This window comes from Psychrilyobacter atlanticus DSM 19335 (genome assembly GCF_000426625.1).
Classification (GTDB): domain Bacteria; phylum Fusobacteriota; class Fusobacteriia; order Fusobacteriales; family Fusobacteriaceae; genus Psychrilyobacter; species Psychrilyobacter atlanticus.
Window position 1 is genome coordinate 386,443 of the sequence record NZ_KE384547.1, and the last position, 18,332, is coordinate 404,774.

The following is an 18,332-nucleotide window of genomic DNA, read 5'->3' on the forward strand; positions in this document are numbered from 1 at the left end:
TTTAAAAATCATCTAAAAATACTTCTGGTTCAGAATTTTTTTCTGAATTTGAATTTCCCATAGAATCTTTAGGTTCTATATCTTCTGTTTTTGCCACTTCATCTACAGGTTTAACTTCAACTTCAGTTTTTTCAACTTTAGGTGTCTCTTCGACTACAGTAACAGGAGGTTTAGCGATGTCTAAGTATTCGTTAGAGACTTTATTGATAGCTCCGTCTAAGTCATCGATAATAGCCTGAAGGTGGATAACAAAGATCTCCTTTACTTTTTCAGGAACTCTGTTTTTATCTATAGCTAAAACAATAAATTCCTTCCCTTCGTTATTCCAAGAGTTTGCCGTAACAGCCTCTTTTATCAATTTTGATGAAACAAGATTGGCTAGATCTTCAATGGTATTTTTAGAGATTACGATGTTTTTAGTATGAACCTCATTAAAAAATGAATTTAATACATTTGTAGTTTCGTTAAAAATTTGTTTCTTTAAATATGTTTCTGCCTGTTCTTTTGCTTTCATCTTAGCTACGGCAGTCCCGCTTTCATTAATCTTATAACTGCCCATGGCGAATAATTGTGTTTCTTCCTGAACATTAAAATTAGATCTTTCTACCTCGGTATATGTAGGAGTGCTCGTAAATGTATCTTGAATATTTGTACACGCTCCTAAAGATAGGATTAATCCAGAGAGAAAAATCATCTTTAATTTATTTTTCATAAAAGCCTCCTAAAAATTTATTATCAATAAAGTATATAATTCTAATCTTTAAATGTCAATCTCTCTAATGATATAAAGGGGAAAAGATAGAGATACAAAAAAAGTGAAAAATAGTGTATAATAACAGTTGTAATTATATTATATATCTATATTTTTTCTTGTGGGGTGAAAGAAAAAAGCTAAAAAAAATGACTTATTCTGCAAAAAAGATACTTTTTTTGTTTTGAGTAAAAATTAAACAAGATTATATGGTAAAATAACAATAATGACGCAATGGGAAGATTGCAATAATATATAAAATCTAGTAAAATTTATATTAGGCGTAAAAGTCTTATGTTTAGTTTTACTAACTAGGAGGAGTGAAGTTAATGGGTATTTTCTCTATTAATAAAAAAAAATACGCTACATTGAAAATTGAGAAAAAAAAGGAAGATAAAAAGGTTGAACCTAAAAAGGTGGAGCCAAATATAACAGGGTCAGGATTATGGGTTAAGTGCCCAGGGTGTAATGAAATAATTTACAAAAAAGACATCAAAAAAAATGAGATGAGATGTCCAAATTGTGACAACTACTTTAAGATGAGTGGAAAACAAAGGATAGAATTACTGATTGATAAGGATACTTTTGAGGAATTCGACGTAGATTTATTTACAAAAGATCCCCTTAAATTTCCTGATTATGCAGAAAAAATAGAAAATACAAAAATAAAGACTAAGTTAAAAGAAGGAGTTATCTCTGGTGTAGGAAAGATGTTTGGGATGGAAGTTAGTATAGCTGCCATGGACTTTTCTTTCTTAGGTGGAAGTATGGGAACAGTTGTAGGGGAAAAAATAACCCGTGCAATTGAAAGAGGTATTGAAAGAAAGATACCTGTAATAGTAGTAGCTACTTCTGGAGGAGCTAGAATGCACGAGGGGATCTTATCACTTATGCAAATGGCAAAAACCTCAGCTGCCTTAGACAGACTTCGTGAAAATGGAATTCCATTTATATCTATCCCGGTAGATCCAACTACTGGAGGAGTAACTGCATCATTTGCAATGTTAGGAGATGTAATTATTAGTGAACCAAAAGCTCTTATAGGATTTGCAGGAGCTAGAGTTATAGAACAGACAATAAAACAAAAATTACCTGAAGGATTTCAATTAAGTGAATTCGTACAAGAATGTGGAATGGTTGATATCATTGCTAAGAGAGAAGACTTAAAGAAAACTGTACACAGGGTATTAGATAATTTATTTGGACTATAATTTGGGGGTTAATAATATGGAATTTGAAAAAAAATTAAAAGATATAGAGATAAAAATAGATGAATTAAAAGAATTTTCTAAAGAAAAAGAGATAGACCTATCTGCTGAGATAGAGAAATTAGAGGCAGAAAAAGAAATGATACTATCGGAAACTTATAAAAATCTGAGTTCATGGGAGAAAGTATCGGTAGCTAGACATCCAAAGAGACCATATACTTTAGATTATATAGGTCATATTGTAGAAGATTTCGAAGAACTCCATGGAGACAGATTGTTTAAAGACGATCCGGCTATTGTAGGAGGAATTGGAAAGATAGATGGAAAGAGATTTGTAATAATTGGACATCAAAAAGGAAGAGATATGGAGTCTAATATATATAGAAACTTTGGGATGGCAAATCCAGAGGGATATAGAAAAGCTCTTCGTCTTATGAAGTTAGCAGAAAGATTTAAACTACCAGTTTTAACACTGATAGATACAGCTGGAGCATATCCAGGAATAGATGCAGAAAAACACGGGCAGGGAGAAGCGATAGCTAGAAACCTTATGGAAATGGCCGGTTTATCAACTCAAATTATAGCAATTGTTATTGGAGAAGGTGGGTCTGGAGGAGCATTAGCTCTAGGAGTTGCAGATAGAGTATTTATGCTTGAAAATAGTGTATATTCTGTAATATCACCGGAAGGATGTGCAGCAATTTTATATAAAGATGCATCTAAAGCATCACAGGCGGCAAATAATCTTAAAATATCAGCTAACCAATTAATAAAATTAGGGGTAGTAGATGATATTATAGAGGAACCTTTAGGGGGAGCTCATAGAGATCATGAGGCCATGGCTAAAAACATAAAAATAAAAGTATTAGAAGCTTATGCAGAAATAAAAGATCTTTCTATTGTGGAATTAAAAGATAATAGATATGAAAAATTTAGAAAAATGGGTGAAGTAAATCAAGGGGTATAGATAAAAAACCTCTTGAATAATTATAAAATTATTAGGAAATAACCGTAGAAGTTATATTTGAAGGGGTGTTTGGATTATGAAAAGAATAGCCATATTAACAAGTGGAGGAGATGCACCAGGAATGAATGCTGCCATTAGATCAGCAGCAAAGCTTGCATTTCACCATGAAATAGAAGTGTTTGGAATAAGAAGAGGTTATAAGGGGATGTTAGATAATGATATCTTTAAAATGACTAGTTCTGATGTAAGTGGAATTATAGACAGGGGAGGAACGGTGCTTTTAAGTGCTAGATTGCCTGAATTTAAAGATCCAGAAGTAAGGAAAATTGCTGCGGATAATTTAAAGGCTCACGAAATAGAGGGTCTTGTAGTTATCGGTGGAGACGGGTCGTTTCATGGAGCGGATCTTTTATACAAGGAACACGGAATTAAGGTTATTGGAATTCCAGGGACAATAGACAATGATATCATCGGAACAGATTTTACTATTGGATATGATACAACTTTAAATATAATCATAGAAGCTATGGTTAGGTTGAGAGATACTGCTACTTCTCACGAAAGAACTTACTTAGTAGAAGTAATGGGAAGAGATGCAGGAGATTTAGCACTATATGCATCATTAGCTGCAGGAGGAGATGGATTCTTCATACCAGAAGCCAACGATACAGTGCAAGATATAGCTGATGTTATAAAAGAGAGAAGAGCTATGGGTAAATTACATGACATTATCTTAGTTTCTGAAGGAGTGGGTTCAGCCTATGAAATCGGAAAAGAATTAAAGAAAATTGTAGAGACAGAGCTTAGAATAACTGTCTTGGGACATATTCAAAGAGGGGGATCACCATCTGCATTCGATAGAGTATTAGCAACAAAAATGGGTGCTAAAGCTATAAAAGAACTTATGGCAGGAGAAAGTGGAATGATGATTTGTTCTGAGAGTAATAAGATAACTACAAAATTCATTGATTATGCATGGAATGGAATCGTAGATGACACTCAAAAAAGAAAAGATATTGAATTAGCTCATATCTTAACTAAATAATATAATGCTGAGCAGAAGCTCATTTATAATAATTTTTACAAATTCAGGAGGAGAAGAATGAAAAAAACGAAAATCGTATGTACCATTGGTCCAAAATCAGAATCAAAGGAAATGTTAACTAGCTTATTAAAAGCTGGAATGAATGTAATGAGATTAAATTTTTCCCATGGAAACTATGTTGAACATGGTGGCAGAATAGATACAATGAGAGAAGTAATAAAGGAAACTGGAATTAAAGCAGCTATCCTTTTAGATACAAAAGGACCTGAGATCAGAACTATCAAATTAGAAGGTGGAGATGACGTAATCTTAGAAGCAGGTCAAGAATTTACAATTACAACTGATGAAACTATCGTTGGAAACAAGGATATAGTAGCAGTTACATATAAAGGATTAACAGAAGACTTAAAAGCTGGAAACACAATCTTATTAGATGACGGTTTAGTAGGACTTACAGTTAAAGAAGTTACTGGAAACAAGGTAATCTGTACTGTAAATAATACTGGAGCTTTAGGAGAAAATAAAGGTGTAAACTTACCAGGTGTATCTGTAAACTTACCAGCATTATCAGAAAAAGACATCAATGACCTTAAATTTGGTTGCGAACAAGGAGTAGACTTTGTAGCAGCTTCATTTATCAGAAAAGCTGATGATGTAAGAGCAGTAAGAAAAGTTTTAGATGATAATGGAGGAACTAAGATCCAAATTATATCTAAAATAGAAAACCAAGAGGGTGTTGATAACTTTGATGAGATCTTAGAATTATCTAACGCAATCATGGTAGCTAGAGGAGATTTAGGGGTAGAGATACCTGTAGAAGAGGTTCCATTCGCACAAAAAATGATGATCGACAAATGTAACGAAGCTGGAAAGATGGTAATTACAGCTACGCAAATGTTAGATTCAATGATCCAAAATCCAAGACCAACTAGAGCAGAAGCAGGAGACGTAGCCAATGCAATCTTAGATGGTACAGATGCAGTAATGCTTTCTGGAGAAACAGCTAAGGGTAAATATCCAGTAGAAGCTGTGTCTACAATGGCACAAATCTGTAGAAAGACAGATTCAGTAATGGGATATGTTCACCATGATTTCAGAGGAGATATGAGTATAACTGAAGCGGTTTCTAAAGGAACTGTAGAGGTAGCAGAGACGTTAAAGGCTAAATTAATTTTCGTAGCAACTGAAACTGGTAGAGCAGCTAGAAACTTAAGAAAATACTTCCCATCAGCATATATTGTAGCACTTACAAATAATGAAACTACAGCTAACCAACTTATGCTTACTAAGGGGGTTTACCCAGTGATGAATACAGATTCAGCAATCGACGATGATGTAAAAACTATCGAAGCATTTGCAGGATTTGCACAAATCATATCAAAGAGATATGTAGAGGCAGTAGCAGGAGATGTAGTAGTATTATCTTGTGGAGAAGAGTTATATAAGCCGGGAACTACAAATACTTTAAAAGTAATAACTATTAAATAATAAAAATTATATAAATATATGGAAAGGAGCTGAAATTTCAGCTTCTTTTTTATTTTAAGCAATAAAAAAGAAGGATTACACCTTCTTTAATAAATTATTGATATATTTTGAGGTTAAAATGTCGGTGCTATAATTCCTTTATATTTATCGATGATGAAGTTTTTTACTTTATCACTGTGAAGAGCCTTCATTAATGCTCCTACTTTTTCATTCTCTTTATTTTCTGTTTTAACCGCTACAATATTTGCATAAGGTGAGTCTTTTCCTTCTCTCAATATAGCGTCATTTACAGGATCGATACCAGCATCTAAAGCGTAATTACCGTTGATAAATGCACAATCTACATCCTGTAAAGATCTAGGGAGTTGAGCTGCATCAAGCTCTTTAAAGTTTAATTTTTTAGGGTTTTCTGTGATATCCAGTACTGTAGCTCTTAATCCGGCATTAGGATCTAATTTGATAAGACCGGTTTTTTCTAATATGATTAGCGCTCTTCCACCATTAGAAGGATCATTAGGAATAGCAATAGTAGCACCATCTTGCAGATCACTGATATCTTTTATCTTATCTGAAAAAAGGCTTAGGGGAGATACAAACACTCCTCCAACAGAACTTAGATCTAATCCTCTATCCTTTGAGAATGAATCTAAATATGGCAGATGCTGAAAAAAGTTAGCATCTATCTCTCCATCATTTAGAGCTTGATTAGGGGTAACATAATCGGTAAACTCAATAATTTCAAGCTGGATTCCTTCCTTGGCCAGATCATCTTTTATCAGGGTTAAAATTTCAGCATGGGGAGATGGTGATGCTCCTACTCTAAGAACGTTGTTTTCTGTAACTTCTTTCTTCCCACACCCAATAAATACAGCAATAAGTGTTAATAATAATATAATTTTTTTCATAATAAATTCCTCCCTGTCGCCTATGGCGAAGCTAATAACTTAAAAAAATAAGTTTAAAATATTTTTCTTTTTGCCACTAATTTACACCAATTAATTCGAATTAAAATATTTAATTTTTGTGTCTCTTTGTATTTTCATTTCTTCGTATTAACTTTCTTTCGTGAATATTAGTGTTCATTGGTGGCTATGTCAAAAATACTTTTACTTTCTTCTGGCCGTGATCTTACTGACAATACTATTTCCTGTAAATTGAACTATTTGAACCAGTATTATTATACTGATAACCGATATGATCATTATATCTACCTGGAACCTCTGGTATCCATATCTGATTGCTACATCTCCTAAACCACCTCCTCCGATGGCTCCTGCCATGGCAGAGTATCCGATTAAATTAATTATAGTCAGGGTGATACCGTGAATAAGGCTTGGAAGTGCCTCTGGTATCAACACTTTGGTGATAATTTCAAATTTAGATGCTCCCAATGAGATAGAAGCTTCTATAATCCCTCTATCCACTTCACTAACTGCTCCCTCGATAATCCTGGCAACAAATGGTGCTGCTGAGATAGAAAGAGGTACAATACTGGCTGTAGACCCTATAGTCGTTCCGATGATAAATCGTGATATAGGTAAAACCAAGATCATCAATATAATAAATGGAAAGGATCTTCCTATGTTTATAATAAGATCTAAAACTTTATTCAATTTGTTCATTGACAGTATATTACCAGGTTTTGTGACATATAATAATATTCCTGTGGGGATCCCTATGATCAGGGAAAATATCACTGAAAAGAACACCATGTATATAGTTTCATTAAATGCTGGTAGGAGTAAACTTATAATTTTATCCATTGTATAACACCTCAATTCCTAATTTATTTTGTTTTAGCCATTCGATACTTTTTAATTGCTTTTCCATCTCACCGCTGAGTTCCAATATGAGGTAACCGACACTTTTAGTTACTAATTTATTGATACTCCCAGCCAGGATACTGATATCTATATCAAACTTTCTAATTAATTGAGAGATAATTGGTTTATCGATAGTCGCACCTATATAGGAGATTTTTATTATCTTTCTGCCTTTCTTCTGAATGAATTCAACCTCGGTCTCCTCCTCTGGAATCAGATGTTTTATAAATTCCTGGGTAATGATAGTCTGAGGATTGGAAAATATCTTTGTAACCTCCCCTTCTTCTACGACATTTCCTCCACCTAAAACAGCTACTTTATTGCATGAATCTCTGATAACTTCCATTTGATGGGTTATTAAAATGATAGTTAAATTTAATTTTTTCTGTATATCCTTTAATAAATTTAGGATGTTCTTGGTAGTTTTTGGATCTAGTGCACTGGTAGCTTCATCTGAAAGAAGGACTTTTGGATGATTAGCTAAAGCTCTAGCGATAGCGACTCTTTGTTTTTGTCCCCCGGATAACTGGGCTGGATAGCTATCAATCTTATCTTCTAATTCTACTAATTTTAGGAGTTCTATAATCCTGGGTTTTATCTTTTCCTTGGGATAATTAGCAACTTCTAAAGCAAAAGCTATGTTACCTCCTACACTCCTTGAATTCATCAGGTTGAAGTGTTGGAAGATCATCCCTGTTTTTTTCCTGTATTCCTGCAACTCAGAATTATTAAAACCTAGGATATCTTTTTTATCTACTATGATCTCTCCGCTGGTTGGTTCTTCTAATCTATTTAGGAGTCTTATAAGAGTTGATTTTCCAGCCCCACTGAGGCCGATAATCCCGTAGAAGTCCCCTTTTTTTATGTGTAAATTGATATTTTTTAGTGCGTCGACACTGATACTATTGCTAGTGTAAGTTTTTTTGATGTTTTTAATCTGAATCATAATCTTATCTCCTTTTAAAATTTTTAATAAAAAGCAACGTGACGTTGCATCCATAATAAGCGTCAATTAAAGATTTTATAAAATTTAGGTTATATAATAATCTGTAATTTCCTAGCTAATAAAAAAAGCCTGTGGCGTCTACCACAGGCTTTCGTAATTGCTTGAAAGATGTTTGGCAGACTCATGTAATTAATTACAAAATGAGTCTGCCCTTAAATTAAATAATTTAAGTTACAAACCCTTCCAAAGCATCATCATCATATTTAATTGTCTGAATTCAAAATTTCTCATAACAATCTTCCTCGCTTAATAATTTTTTTTAGATAATAACATGGTTTTTTGGAGATGTAAAGAAAAAACTAAAAAAAAATACTTTAGTGTTATTTTTTTCATATGAAAAGAGGATAAAGTATTTGTTTTTAGTATCGCAGATTTTAGAACTTAAAATTATACAAAATAAGGTTAACATAGGAGTGTACTTGTTATATACTATGTATTATGTGATATGACAAATTTTTGAGGTGAGACATGAGGATAGCACTTATAGGATGCGGAGGAGTTGGGAAATCATTTTTAAAATTAATGGGAGAAAACAATAAATATTCCATAAAAAAAGAATTAACAATAAATTATATATTAGGTTCCAAGGGTGGGATTTATAATGATAAAGGAATTAATTGTTTAGAGGTTTTAAATTTTTTAGAATTAAACAATAAAATATATGAATATCCACATGGTGGAAGAGAAGATATTGATTTTGAATTCCTCATGGGAAAACTGGATATAGATATCCTTGTTGAATTAACTCCTACAAATAAAGATACGGGAGAACCTGCAATAACTTATATGAGGAGAGTATTAAAAAAAGGAATTCATGTGGTTACGGGGAATAAAGGGCCGATATTATTAGCTTATAACGAATTAAATACTTTAGCATCCCAAAATAGTGTACAACTAGGTATAGGGTGTACTACAGGAGGAGCATTACCGTCAATAAATGCTGGGCTTATAGATATGGCAGGAGCTAAAATATTATCAATTGAAGGGGTTTTAAATGGAAGTACTAATTTTATATTAAGAGAGATGGCAGAATCTAAAGTCGAATATTCAACAGCACTGGAAAAAGCTCAAAAATTGGGGATAGCAGAAACTGATCCAAGTTTAGATGTAGATGGATGGGATACTGCTTCAAAACTACTTATTTTAACCAATGTTCTTATGGGTCAGGAGAAAAAAATGGAAGATATTGCAGTAGAGGGAATAACTAATTTAAATATTAAAGATATTGAAACTGCAATGGAAAACAGGGAAAAATATAAACTAATAGGGAAAACTCAAATTACAGATGGAAAATATATAATGACTGTCAAACCCGAAAGAATAAAGAGTGATCATCCTCTATATGGTGTAGAAGGAAAAAATAAAGCTGTTAAATATACTTCTGATACATTAGGGGATTTAACAGTTATAGGAGGTGCCTCAGGAACACTTCCTGCAGCGGCTTCAATTTATAGAGATATAATTAATATCGTGAGAGGGTATAAATTTTCTAATTGAAATTAACCTTTAAAAATAAGAGAATGTTTTATTATAATTAGGAGGAAAGATGAAATTAACAGATATTTTTGAACATTTTAAACCCCATAAAAAATTGTTTATCTTGGATTTTACAAGTGCATTTTTTATGGCAATGATAGATTTGGCGTTCCCGGTGTTTACCCAGAGGATAATAGACGTAGAGCTGCCAAATAAAAATTATAAATTTTTTATAATTTTGATCGTAATTTTGGTAATCCTACAGGGAATAAGAGCTATTTTGGCCTATATAGTGACCTATTACGGGCACAAGATGGGGGTAAATATAAGATACGATATGAGAAATAAACTATTTCGTCACTTGCAGAAATTATCCCTGTCTTACTATGATAATGCTAAAACAGGAACGATAATGTCCAGAGTTATGGGAGATCTTGAGATATTGTCTGAGCTTGCTCACCACGGTCCTGAAGATCTATTTATAATAATAGTTACCTTCATAGGTTCATTTATCTTGATGATAAATCTAAATGTTACTTTGACTTTAGTAGTGTTTGCAATCCTACCTTTTTATATCTATTTTGTGATTAAAGAAAACAAAAAGATGAAGAGAGCTTTTAAAGATTATAGGGTAGTGTCGGCAGAAGTTAATTCCCATTTAGAAGATAGTATAGCAGGGGTTAGAGTTGTAAAAGCATTTGGAAATGAAAAAACAAGTTCGAAAAACTTTGACGGATATAATAAAAAAGTAGCAGACAGTTTGATGAAGGCGTTTGAGCCAATAAGTATATTGACTAGTGCAACTGGGTTATTTTCTGGTGGAATCCAAATTATAATCTTGGTCCTAGGTGGAACTATGGTGATGAAAGGGCAATTGACAATAGGTATATTGATTGCTTTTTTACTCTTTGTAAACAGGTTTTTAGACCCAATAAAGAGAATTATTTCATTTTTAGAGATGTACCAACAAGGAACTGTGGGTTATGAAAGATTTTGTGAGGTTATGGATATCGATCCCGATATAAAAGATAGTGAAGGAGCTAAAAATTTAGAAGACATTTCAGGAAATTTAGAGTTTAAATCTGTAGATTTTTCATATAATGACGGAGAAGTAATCTTGAAAGACTTTAATTTAGATATAAAAGCTGGAGAAAAGGTAGCTTTAGTTGGTCCTAGTGGAGCCGGAAAATCTACAATATGCAGTTTGTTGCCGAGATTTTATGATGTAAGCCGTGGGGAAATCATTATAGATGGTGTCGATGTTAAGATGATAACTCAGAATTCGTTGAGAAAAAATATAGGTATTGTTCAGCAGGATGTATATTTATTCCATGGAACTATAGGAGATAATATAGGTTTAGGAAAGATTGATGCTAGTGAAGATGAGATAGAGAGAGCAGCGTCAATGGCTAATGCACTGGAATTTATAAATGAACTACCTAATGGTATGAATACTTTAGTAGGAGAACGGGGAGTTAAATTATCAGGGGGACAAAAACAAAGGATATCTATTGCCAGAATATTTTTGAAAAATCCAAAAATTTTAATATTAGATGAAGCTACCAGTGCTCTAGACAACCAAACTGAAAAATATATCCAAGATTCATTGGCTAAATTATCAGAGGGTAGAACAACTCTTACGATAGCCCACAGACTGACAACTATAAAAAATTCAGATAATATAATTTATTTGGATAAAGACGGAATCCAGGAAGAGGGAACCCATGAAGAACTCATAGAGAAAAAGGGAAAATATGAAAAACTGTATAACTCTGAGTTTCATGGATTTGTATGATATAATTAGATAGAACTTTGATCACGAAGAAAATGAAAAAAGGAGAGAAATTATGAGTATATTGGATATAATTAAAGACACAAATATTACTTTTGAGCAAAGGGTATTGGGGTTAGCCCGTGCTGCAGAAAATAGCATAGATGTATTAGAGATGACAGATTATGTAAAAGAATATAGGGAAGCGGGAATTATATGTGATTTATTTGAGGGAAATGCACCATATAGACCGAGATATATCTTGCCTGATTACGATAAATTTATTAAGGGTGGATGTGAATTTTTAAATATTACACCTCCTACAGATATTTGGGAAGCGACAAATAATTTATTGATGTTTTATAAACATGTACCATCCATAACGACTATGCCTGTATATATAGGAAATATAGACTACCTTTTGGAAAAATTCGTGACAGATGAAAATGAGGATGAGTGTTATAGAGCTATAAAATTATTTTTAAAGCATATAGATACAACTATAACAGACTCATTTTGCCATGCTAACATAGGACCCCGTGAAACAAAGGCTGGAATGTTGATATTAAAAGCTATGAGAGAATTAGAATTACCTACTCCTAATCTGACATTAAAATATAGTGAAGAAACTACAAATAAGTTAGCTATTGAATCTATAAATACAGCTTTGGTTACAGCAAAACCTAGTTTTGCCAAAGACAGTATGTACAGGGAAGATTTTGGTGGAAATGAATATGGGATAGTGAGCTGCTATAATGGTTTAGAAGTAAGCGGAGGAGCTCATACCTTAGTTAGGGTAAGGTTGGGAAGATTAGCTAAAAAAGCTACTAATAAATCTGATTTTATGGAAAATGTTTTACCGAAAGTAGCCCATGAGATGCTTGGGTACATAGATGAAAGAATTAGATTTATATTGGAGGAATCGGTATTTTTTCAGGTGAATTTCTTAGTTGCAGAAGGATTTATAAAAAAAGAGAAATTTACAGGACTCTTTGGAATGGTTGGATTAGCTGAGTGTGTAAATCATCTGATGGAACTAGAAGGAAAGAATGGAAGGTTCGGAAGTGATGATCTAGCCAATGAATTAGGTGAAAATATAGTAAAAACTCTTACGAAAATAATAAAAGATCACAAGTGTAAATATTTTGAGAGTGAAGAGAAAAAACATCTTTTACACTCCCAAGTAGGGATTGAAACCGATGCAGGAGAGAGCCCAGGGTGTAGAATACCAATTGGTGAGGAACCAGAAATATTTGAACATATAGTACAGGCTTCTCCATTTCATAAATATTTTGCCAGTGGAATAGGAGATATATATTCATTTGACGAAACCTATAAAAAGAATCCTCAGGCGATCTTAGATATAATAAATGGTGGATTTAATATGGGGCTTAGATTTTTTTCTATGTATGGTAGTGATTGTGACGTAGTCAGAGTTACAGGATATTTGGTAAAAAAATCTGAGATGGAAAAATTAGACCAGGGAAAAGTAGTCTTGAGAGATACAACTATTCTGGGAAAAGGTGCCAGAGATAATGGAAGGGTATTAGATAGAAAATTACGAAAAAAATAATGATTTTTAGACCTCACCTGTCCTACTGGACATCCTCTCCTAATTGTAGGAGAGGAATAAAATCATATTAGGAAAAAAACTTAGTCACAGAGATACACAGAGGAGAAATAAAGCCACACAGAGAAAAAATAAAAATTCTGTGTCGAAAAAATAAAATAAAATAAAATAAAATATAATTAGAGGTAATTAGTGATACATTTGAATTTCTTTATGAAATGATAAAGAAATTTAATACTCGTATAACTTTGATGGCAAAAAAGATTTAGATTTAGAATTTAGTAAGGGAAGAGTGAGTTTATGAGAAGGGCAAAAATAAATAAGATAATAAAATTTTCCAACGTGGATGGTCCAGGAAATCGGATGAGTATATTTTTTCAGGGGTGTAACTATAACTGTTTGTATTGTCACAACCCTGAGACTATAAATATGTGTAATTCATGTGGAACTTGTGTAGGTAGTTGTCCTGTAGGAGCGCTTAGTATAGTAGATTCAAAGGTTTGCTGGGATAAAAAACTATGTGTAGAATGTGATAGATGTACAAATATTTGTCTGATAGACTCATCTCCTAAAACTATGGATTACAGCGTTGAAGAACTTTTGAAAGAGATAAAAAAAGTCAGCGGTTTTATTCGTGGAATAACTGTAAGTGGTGGAGAAGCTACCTTAAACTATGAATTTATAACTGAGTTATTTAAAGAAGTGAAAAAATTAGGACTGACGACCTTTGTAGATACTAATGGTTCCCTAGATCTGAGGGAAGATATCTACAGTGAGTTTATCAAGGTAACAGATAATTTTATGGTAGATATGAAGGTATGGAGTGAAAAAAAACATAAAGATCTCACAGGCGTAGATAACCTTAGTGTGAAAAAAAATATAGAATTTTTAGGGGAATTAGGGAAGCTGTATGAGGTAAGGACGGTAGTTGTACCTGAATTTTTAGATAACCTAGAAACTGTTACTGAAGTATCTAAACTGATAGGTAGTATAAACTCTAAAAATCAATTAGATGAAAGGATTATCTATAAACTTATAAAATATAGGCAGATAGGTGTGAAAAAAGAAAATCTAGAAGGGAAACTCCTAGACTTAACAAGCCCTGCAGATGAAATAATGGAGAAGTTATCTAAAGTTGCAAAAGAAAATGGGGTACAAAAAGTAATTATAATCTGATTGACAGATAATAACAGATATGGTAAAATGATTAAGTTAAAAATCGGATATTCCTCTGTAACCTATATGCGTTATTAAGAATGTCTTAGAACTTAGGAGGCAATACAAATGAAAGAAAAATTAATCGCGTTAGTAGAAAAAGATTACATCAGAACTGATTTACCTGAATTTAAAGCTGGAGATACTTTAAACGTTTCTTTAAAAGTTAAAGAAGGGGAAAAAGAAAGAATCCAACATTTCGAAGGTGTAGTAATCAGAGTAAATGGTGGAGGAGTTGCTAAGACTTTCACAATCAGAAAAGTAACTGCTGGATTTGGAGTAGAGAGAATATTACCTGTTAACTCACCAATGATCGACAGTATTGAAGTTAAGAGAATCGGAAAAGTTAGAAGAGCAAGATTATTCTACCTTAGAGGATTATCTGGTAAGAAAGCTAGAATCACTGAACTTAGAAAGTAATTATAACTTTGAAAGCATCGAGGAAACTCGATGCTTTTTTTATTACTTTATCCATTCCTTCCATATTTCAGGCTGATATCCCAGGGTTATTTTATCTTTTTCTCTTAGAATTGGTGTTTTGAATAGAGTAGGGGATTCCATCAATAATTCTAAAGTATCAAATACATAGTATTCTAAATTACGTTTTTTAAACTCCTTTCCCTCTCTGTCCAACAACTCCTCAATATCAAAAGTTTTTGTTATACTCCTCAGCTCTCCTTTTGAGATCTCTTTTTCCTTGAGGTTGATAAATTGAACATTAATTTTTCTATCCTTAAAAAATCTTATGGCTTTTTTTGTATCATTACAGTTTTTAACTCCAAATATTTGTATCATAGGCTGACTCCTCGTATTAATATAATTATTATATTTTACTATAAAGATAAAAAAATGTTAAACTCTATCTTAAGAAAGATGAAATTTTTTTAGGAGGGATAAGATGAAAAAAATAGCACTTATAGCTCATGACAGAAAAAAAGATGAATTGGTTGATTTTGTGAAGGAACACAGGGAGTTTTTTTCTAAACATAGTTTGGTCAGTACAGGTACTACTGGAGGAAGAATTATACAAGCTACAGATTTAGAGGTTATCAGGTTTCAATCGGGACCAATTGGAGGAGACCAGCAGGTAGGAGCACTTATTGCAACCGATGAGGTAGAGGCAATATTTTTCTTTAGAGACCCCCTTACATCTCAGCCCCATGAACCAGATGTACAGGCTCTCATAAGATTATGTGATGTTCATAAGATACCAGTAGCTACAAATACGGCTACAGCAGATCTATTAATAAAAGGGATGAAAGAACTGTAAAATTGAGATTAAAAATATTTATTTAACAACTTATTTTTCAGGTGTTCCAAAATAAAACTATAAAACCATTTGACAAACATGTTATAATGGTGTATAAATTATGTAAGCGGTTACAACATGAGTGAGGAGAGCAGGATGAAGATAAAAGATATAGCAGAACTAGCAGGAGTCTCCACCGCCACAGTGTCGAGAGTGATAAATAACTCTTCTTCAGTGAGGGAAGAGACAAGAAAAATGGTCTTAGAAGTAATAAAGGCTAAAAATTATAGACCCAATATAACTGCTCAAAACTTAGCTAAAAAAGAGACCAATACGATAGGGGTAGTAATACCAGATTTAGATAATCCTTTTTTCGGAAAGATAATAAAGGGGATCTATGAAAAAATAGAGGAAGAAAATTTAAATATAATCCTTTTAAACAGCTATGGTAGTCTAAAAAAAGAAAAAAGAGTTATAGAGACTTTGATAGAACAAAGGGTAAAAGGAGTTATAATAGTTCCTGTAGCAAAAGACAGGTTTTCAAGTTATAAACATTTTAACAGGTTAGATGAATTTAAAATTCCCTATGTACTTATAGACAGGGAGATCGAAGGAGATAACTTTTCTAAGGTATATTTAGAAAATAGAAATGGTGCTTATAAAGCAACTAAATATCTGCTGACCAAGGTAGATGATATAGCTATGATCTCTGGCCCCATAAGAACTACTACAGCCACTAAAAGATTAGAAGGTTATAGTTTAGCCATGGGAGAGGAAAACTTAGAGGAAAAAATTTACTATGGAGATTATAGAATAGAATCGGGATATAAGATAATAACTCAAATAATTAGAGAAAAAAAGCTCCCTAAAGCACTATTTGTAGCCAACAATATGATGACCTTGGGAGTTATAAAGGGGCTTATAGAAAATAATATTAAAATCTCAGAAAATATCTTAATATTTAGTTTTGATGAGGTGGAAATGGCTGAAATTTTTGGAGTAAAGATAGATTATTTAGAATTTGATGTAAAGTCTGTGGGAGAAAAGGCAGTAGACATTTTGAAAGATAAATTAAATGGAGACAGGTCCAGGAAGATCGTAAAAATTCCAGGGAAAATAAAAAAGCAACGTGACGCTGCATCCAGAGAGGCATAAACTAAAGTTTTAGAATTTGTTTTGGTGAACCTCCTAGAAGGTATAATTTTCTAGATAATAAAAAAATAAAATTTTTAATATAGTATGTAAGCGGTTACAGGGAGGAAAAATGAAGAAAATATTAGTAATTGGAAGTCTTAATATGGATTTAGTTACCATGAGTGATAGACATCCTAAATTAGGAGAAACAATTATAGGAAAAAGCTTCTTTCAGATTCCAGGAGGAAAGGGAGGAAATCAGGCAGTTGCCATATCTAAATTAGGTGGAGATGTAACTATGTTTGGCTGTGTAGGAAAAGATTCCTATGGAGATATATTAATAGAGGAATTAAAAAAGAATGATGTAAATATAGATTGTGTAAAAAAGGTCGAAAAAAATACAGGGATAGCTACAATAGTTGTAGATGAAAATGCAGACAACACAATAATAGTGGTCCCAGGAGCTAATTTTGAGATAACTATAGATGATATAGATAAAAATATAGAATTGATAAAAGATGCAGATATAGTTCTCCTCCAGCTGGAAATTCCTATAGATGTAGTGGAATATATCCTGAAAAAATCAAAGGAATATAATAAAATTACGATACTTAATCCGGCTCCGGCTGAGAACCTGTCGGTAGATATAATAAAGAATGTAGACTATCTGGTACCCAATGAAACTGAATTAGAATTACTCAGCGGGATGCCTACAGGTTCTGAGGAAGAGGTATTAGTGGCTTCTAAAAAACTTATGGATATGGGAGTAAAAAACCTCATAGTTACCATGGGAAAAAATGGTTCAATCTTTGTAGGAGAGGATAAAGTGGTGAAAGTAGGGATCCACAAAGTAAAAGCAGTAGATCCAACAGCAGCAGGAGATTCGTTTATTGGCGGAGTTATCAGAATGCTGGCGGAAGGAAAAAAAATAGAGGAAGCTATGGAATTTGGGGCTCGAGTAGGAGCAATAACAGTAACCAAAGAAGGGGCTCAGAGCTCTCTGCCTACATGGGATGAAGTTGTAAATTATAAATTTTAAAGAAAAGTTAACTATGAATCATAAAGAATAGAACGCTGATGCTACGCATACACGAATTAAAATAAAGATAATCACAGATCTATACGGAGAGGAAAAGTCATATAGGAAAAAAGCTCAGTGAATCTTTCTTTTCCAACTCAGTGGCTCTCTGTGTCAAAAAGAAGTAGGGGGATTTTTATGAAAAAAGGAAGATTATTAAATAGTGAGATCAATTCTGTAATATCTAGGATGGGACACACAGATCATATAACTGTAGGAGATGCAGGGTTACCAATTCCAAACGAGGTAAAGAGAATAGATTTAGCAGTAGAAAAAGGCGTACCTACTTTTTTAGGAACTTTAGAAGTAATCTTGGATGAATTAAAGGTAGAAGAAGTGGTAATTGCCAAGGAGATGAAAGATATAAGTGGAGAATTCCATACCCAGTTATTGAAATTATTGGAAAAAAAATGTGGAGAGATAAACATTATAGAAGTATCCCACGAAGAATTTAAAGGGATAACTAAGGAGAGTAAAGCTGTAGTAAGAACTGGAGAGTGTACACCATATGCTAATATTATTTTGAAATCAGGAGTAACGTTCTAAGGAGA

At 32.9% G+C, this 18,332-nt stretch carries 18 protein-coding genes; 13 read left to right on the forward strand and 5 right to left on the reverse strand.

Annotation, left to right across the window (positions count from 1 at the left end; translation table 11 throughout):
* Nucleotide 1 precedes the first annotated feature (1 nt).
* The gene (locus K337_RS0102275) at nt 2–712 is read right to left on the reverse strand and encodes a hypothetical protein (protein WP_028855146.1); all 711 of its coding nucleotides are present in this window, start codon (nt 710–712) and stop codon (nt 2–4) included.
* 368 nt (nt 713–1,080) lie between these two features.
* Here K337_RS0102275 and accD point away from each other — a divergent pair, with 368 nt between their 5' ends.
* The 4 genes from accD (at nt 1,081) to pykF (ending at nt 5,459) form a co-directional block, all read left to right on the forward strand.
* Nucleotides 1,081–1,962: an acetyl-CoA carboxylase, carboxyltransferase subunit beta gene (accD, locus tag K337_RS0102280; protein WP_028855147.1), complete on the forward strand. Its 882-nt coding sequence runs from the start codon at nt 1,081–1,083 to the stop codon at nt 1,960–1,962.
* A gap of 16 nt (nt 1,963–1,978) precedes the next feature.
* Nucleotides 1,979–2,926, forward strand: a complete 948-nt coding sequence (locus K337_RS0102285; RefSeq protein WP_028855148.1) for an acetyl-CoA carboxylase carboxyltransferase subunit alpha — start codon at nt 1,979–1,981, stop codon at nt 2,924–2,926.
* A 76-nt stretch (nt 2,927–3,002) separates the two neighbouring features.
* Nucleotides 3,003–3,971, forward strand: coding sequence for a 6-phosphofructokinase (gene pfkA / locus K337_RS0102290; RefSeq protein ID WP_028855149.1), 969 nt, complete (start codon nt 3,003–3,005; stop codon nt 3,969–3,971).
* A 57-nt stretch (nt 3,972–4,028) separates the two neighbouring features.
* Nucleotides 4,029–5,459, forward strand: coding sequence for a pyruvate kinase PykF (gene pykF / locus K337_RS0102295; RefSeq protein WP_028855150.1), 1,431 nt, complete (start codon nt 4,029–4,031; stop codon nt 5,457–5,459).
* Nucleotides 5,460–5,572: 113 nt separating this feature from the next.
* On the opposite strand, the gene K337_RS0102300 is transcribed toward pykF, so the two are convergent.
* The 3 genes from K337_RS0102300 to K337_RS0102310 all read right to left on the reverse strand — a co-directional run bounded on the left by K337_RS0102300 (nt 5,573) and on the right by K337_RS0102310 (nt 8,228).
* Nucleotides 5,573–6,364: a MetQ/NlpA family ABC transporter substrate-binding protein gene (locus K337_RS0102300; protein ID WP_028855151.1), complete on the reverse strand. Its 792-nt coding sequence runs from the start codon at nt 6,362–6,364 to the stop codon at nt 5,573–5,575.
* 201 nt (nt 6,365–6,565) lie between these two features.
* The gene (locus K337_RS0102305) at nt 6,566–7,222 is read right to left on the reverse strand and encodes a methionine ABC transporter permease (protein WP_037029074.1); all 657 of its coding nucleotides are present in this window, start codon (nt 7,220–7,222) and stop codon (nt 6,566–6,568) included.
* Nucleotides 7,215–8,228 (reverse strand): methionine ABC transporter ATP-binding protein, encoded by a 1,014-nt coding sequence (locus K337_RS0102310; protein WP_028855153.1) that lies wholly within the window; start codon nt 8,226–8,228, stop codon nt 7,215–7,217. The genes K337_RS0102305 and K337_RS0102310 overlap by 8 nt, the downstream gene beginning before the upstream one ends.
* A gap of 528 nt (nt 8,229–8,756) precedes the next feature.
* Between K337_RS0102310 and K337_RS0102315 the strand changes: the two genes are divergently transcribed.
* The 5 genes from K337_RS0102315 to rplS all read left to right on the forward strand — a co-directional run bounded on the left by K337_RS0102315 (nt 8,757) and on the right by rplS (nt 14,740).
* A complete protein-coding gene (locus tag K337_RS0102315; protein ID WP_028855154.1) occupies nt 8,757–9,785 on the forward strand; it encodes a homoserine dehydrogenase in 1,029 nt (342 codons plus the stop codon).
* 49 nt (nt 9,786–9,834) lie between these two features.
* On the forward strand, nt 9,835–11,559 hold the full coding sequence (locus K337_RS0102320; RefSeq protein ID WP_028855155.1) for an ABC transporter ATP-binding protein: 1,725 nt from the start codon (nt 9,835–9,837) through the stop codon (nt 11,557–11,559).
* A gap of 52 nt (nt 11,560–11,611) precedes the next feature.
* Nucleotides 11,612–13,108, forward strand: a complete 1,497-nt coding sequence (locus K337_RS0102325) for a YjjI family glycine radical enzyme (RefSeq protein ID WP_037029076.1) — start codon at nt 11,612–11,614, stop codon at nt 13,106–13,108.
* 297 nt (nt 13,109–13,405) lie between these two features.
* Nucleotides 13,406–14,281 (forward strand): YjjW family glycine radical enzyme activase, encoded by an 876-nt coding sequence (locus tag K337_RS0102330; RefSeq protein WP_028855157.1) that lies wholly within the window; start codon nt 13,406–13,408, stop codon nt 14,279–14,281.
* Nucleotides 14,282–14,389: 108 nt separating this feature from the next.
* A complete protein-coding gene (rplS, locus tag K337_RS0102335; RefSeq protein ID WP_028855158.1) occupies nt 14,390–14,740 on the forward strand; it encodes a 50S ribosomal protein L19 in 351 nt (116 codons plus the stop codon).
* 42 nt (nt 14,741–14,782) lie between these two features.
* Here rplS and K337_RS0102340 read toward each other — a convergent pair whose 3' ends face one another.
* Entirely contained in the window at nt 14,783–15,115 is a 333-nt protein-coding gene (locus K337_RS0102340; protein ID WP_037029079.1) for an arsenate reductase family protein, read from the reverse strand.
* A 103-nt stretch (nt 15,116–15,218) separates the two neighbouring features.
* Here K337_RS0102340 and mgsA point away from each other — a divergent pair, with 103 nt between their 5' ends.
* The 4 genes from mgsA to rbsD all read left to right on the forward strand — a co-directional run bounded on the left by mgsA (nt 15,219) and on the right by rbsD (nt 18,327).
* Nucleotides 15,219–15,590, forward strand: coding sequence for a methylglyoxal synthase (gene mgsA / locus K337_RS0102345; RefSeq protein WP_028855160.1), 372 nt, complete (start codon nt 15,219–15,221; stop codon nt 15,588–15,590).
* Nucleotides 15,591–15,725: 135 nt separating this feature from the next.
* Nucleotides 15,726–16,724, forward strand: coding sequence for a LacI family DNA-binding transcriptional regulator (locus K337_RS17490; protein ID WP_051251568.1), 999 nt, complete (start codon nt 15,726–15,728; stop codon nt 16,722–16,724).
* Between the two features lie 109 nt (nt 16,725–16,833).
* Nucleotides 16,834–17,742 carry a ribokinase gene (rbsK, locus tag K337_RS0102355; RefSeq protein ID WP_028855161.1) on the forward strand — a complete coding sequence of 303 codons (909 nt, stop codon included), beginning with the start codon at nt 16,834–16,836 and terminating at the stop codon, nt 17,740–17,742.
* Between the two features lie 177 nt (nt 17,743–17,919).
* On the forward strand, nt 17,920–18,327 hold the full coding sequence (gene rbsD / locus K337_RS0102360) for a D-ribose pyranase (RefSeq protein ID WP_028855162.1): 408 nt from the start codon (nt 17,920–17,922) through the stop codon (nt 18,325–18,327).
* The last annotated feature ends 5 nt before the right edge of the window (nt 18,328–18,332 follow it).

Bases quoted from the DNA above. Each gene is read 5' to 3' on its own strand.
- K337_RS0102275 (WP_028855146.1), bottom strand. From the start codon at position 712: ATGAAAAATAAATTAAAGATGATTTTTCTCTCTGGATTAATCCTATCT.
- accD (WP_028855147.1), top strand. From the start codon at position 1,081: ATGGGTATTTTCTCTATTAATAAAAAAAAATACGCTACATTGAAAATT.
- K337_RS0102285 (WP_028855148.1), top strand. From the start codon at position 1,979: ATGGAATTTGAAAAAAAATTAAAAGATATAGAGATAAAAATAGATGAA.
- pfkA (WP_028855149.1), top strand. From the start codon at position 3,003: ATGAAAAGAATAGCCATATTAACAAGTGGAGGAGATGCACCAGGAATG.
- pykF (WP_028855150.1), top strand. From the start codon at position 4,029: ATGAAAAAAACGAAAATCGTATGTACCATTGGTCCAAAATCAGAATCA.
- K337_RS0102300 (WP_028855151.1), bottom strand. From the start codon at position 6,364: ATGAAAAAAATTATATTATTATTAACACTTATTGCTGTATTTATTGGG.
- K337_RS0102305 (WP_037029074.1), bottom strand. From the start codon at position 7,222: ATGGATAAAATTATAAGTTTACTCCTACCAGCATTTAATGAAACTATA.
- K337_RS0102310 (WP_028855153.1), bottom strand. From the start codon at position 8,228: ATGATTCAGATTAAAAACATCAAAAAAACTTACACTAGCAATAGTATC.
- K337_RS0102315 (WP_028855154.1), top strand. From the start codon at position 8,757: ATGAGGATAGCACTTATAGGATGCGGAGGAGTTGGGAAATCATTTTTA.
- K337_RS0102320 (WP_028855155.1), top strand. From the start codon at position 9,835: ATGAAATTAACAGATATTTTTGAACATTTTAAACCCCATAAAAAATTG.
- K337_RS0102325 (WP_037029076.1), top strand. From the start codon at position 11,612: ATGAGTATATTGGATATAATTAAAGACACAAATATTACTTTTGAGCAA.
- K337_RS0102330 (WP_028855157.1), top strand. From the start codon at position 13,406: ATGAGAAGGGCAAAAATAAATAAGATAATAAAATTTTCCAACGTGGAT.
- rplS (WP_028855158.1), top strand. From the start codon at position 14,390: ATGAAAGAAAAATTAATCGCGTTAGTAGAAAAAGATTACATCAGAACT.
- K337_RS0102340 (WP_037029079.1), bottom strand. From the start codon at position 15,115: ATGATACAAATATTTGGAGTTAAAAACTGTAATGATACAAAAAAAGCC.
- mgsA (WP_028855160.1), top strand. From the start codon at position 15,219: ATGAAAAAAATAGCACTTATAGCTCATGACAGAAAAAAAGATGAATTG.
- K337_RS17490 (WP_051251568.1), top strand. From the start codon at position 15,726: ATGAAGATAAAAGATATAGCAGAACTAGCAGGAGTCTCCACCGCCACA.
- rbsK (WP_028855161.1), top strand. From the start codon at position 16,834: ATGAAGAAAATATTAGTAATTGGAAGTCTTAATATGGATTTAGTTACC.
- rbsD (WP_028855162.1), top strand. From the start codon at position 17,920: ATGAAAAAAGGAAGATTATTAAATAGTGAGATCAATTCTGTAATATCT.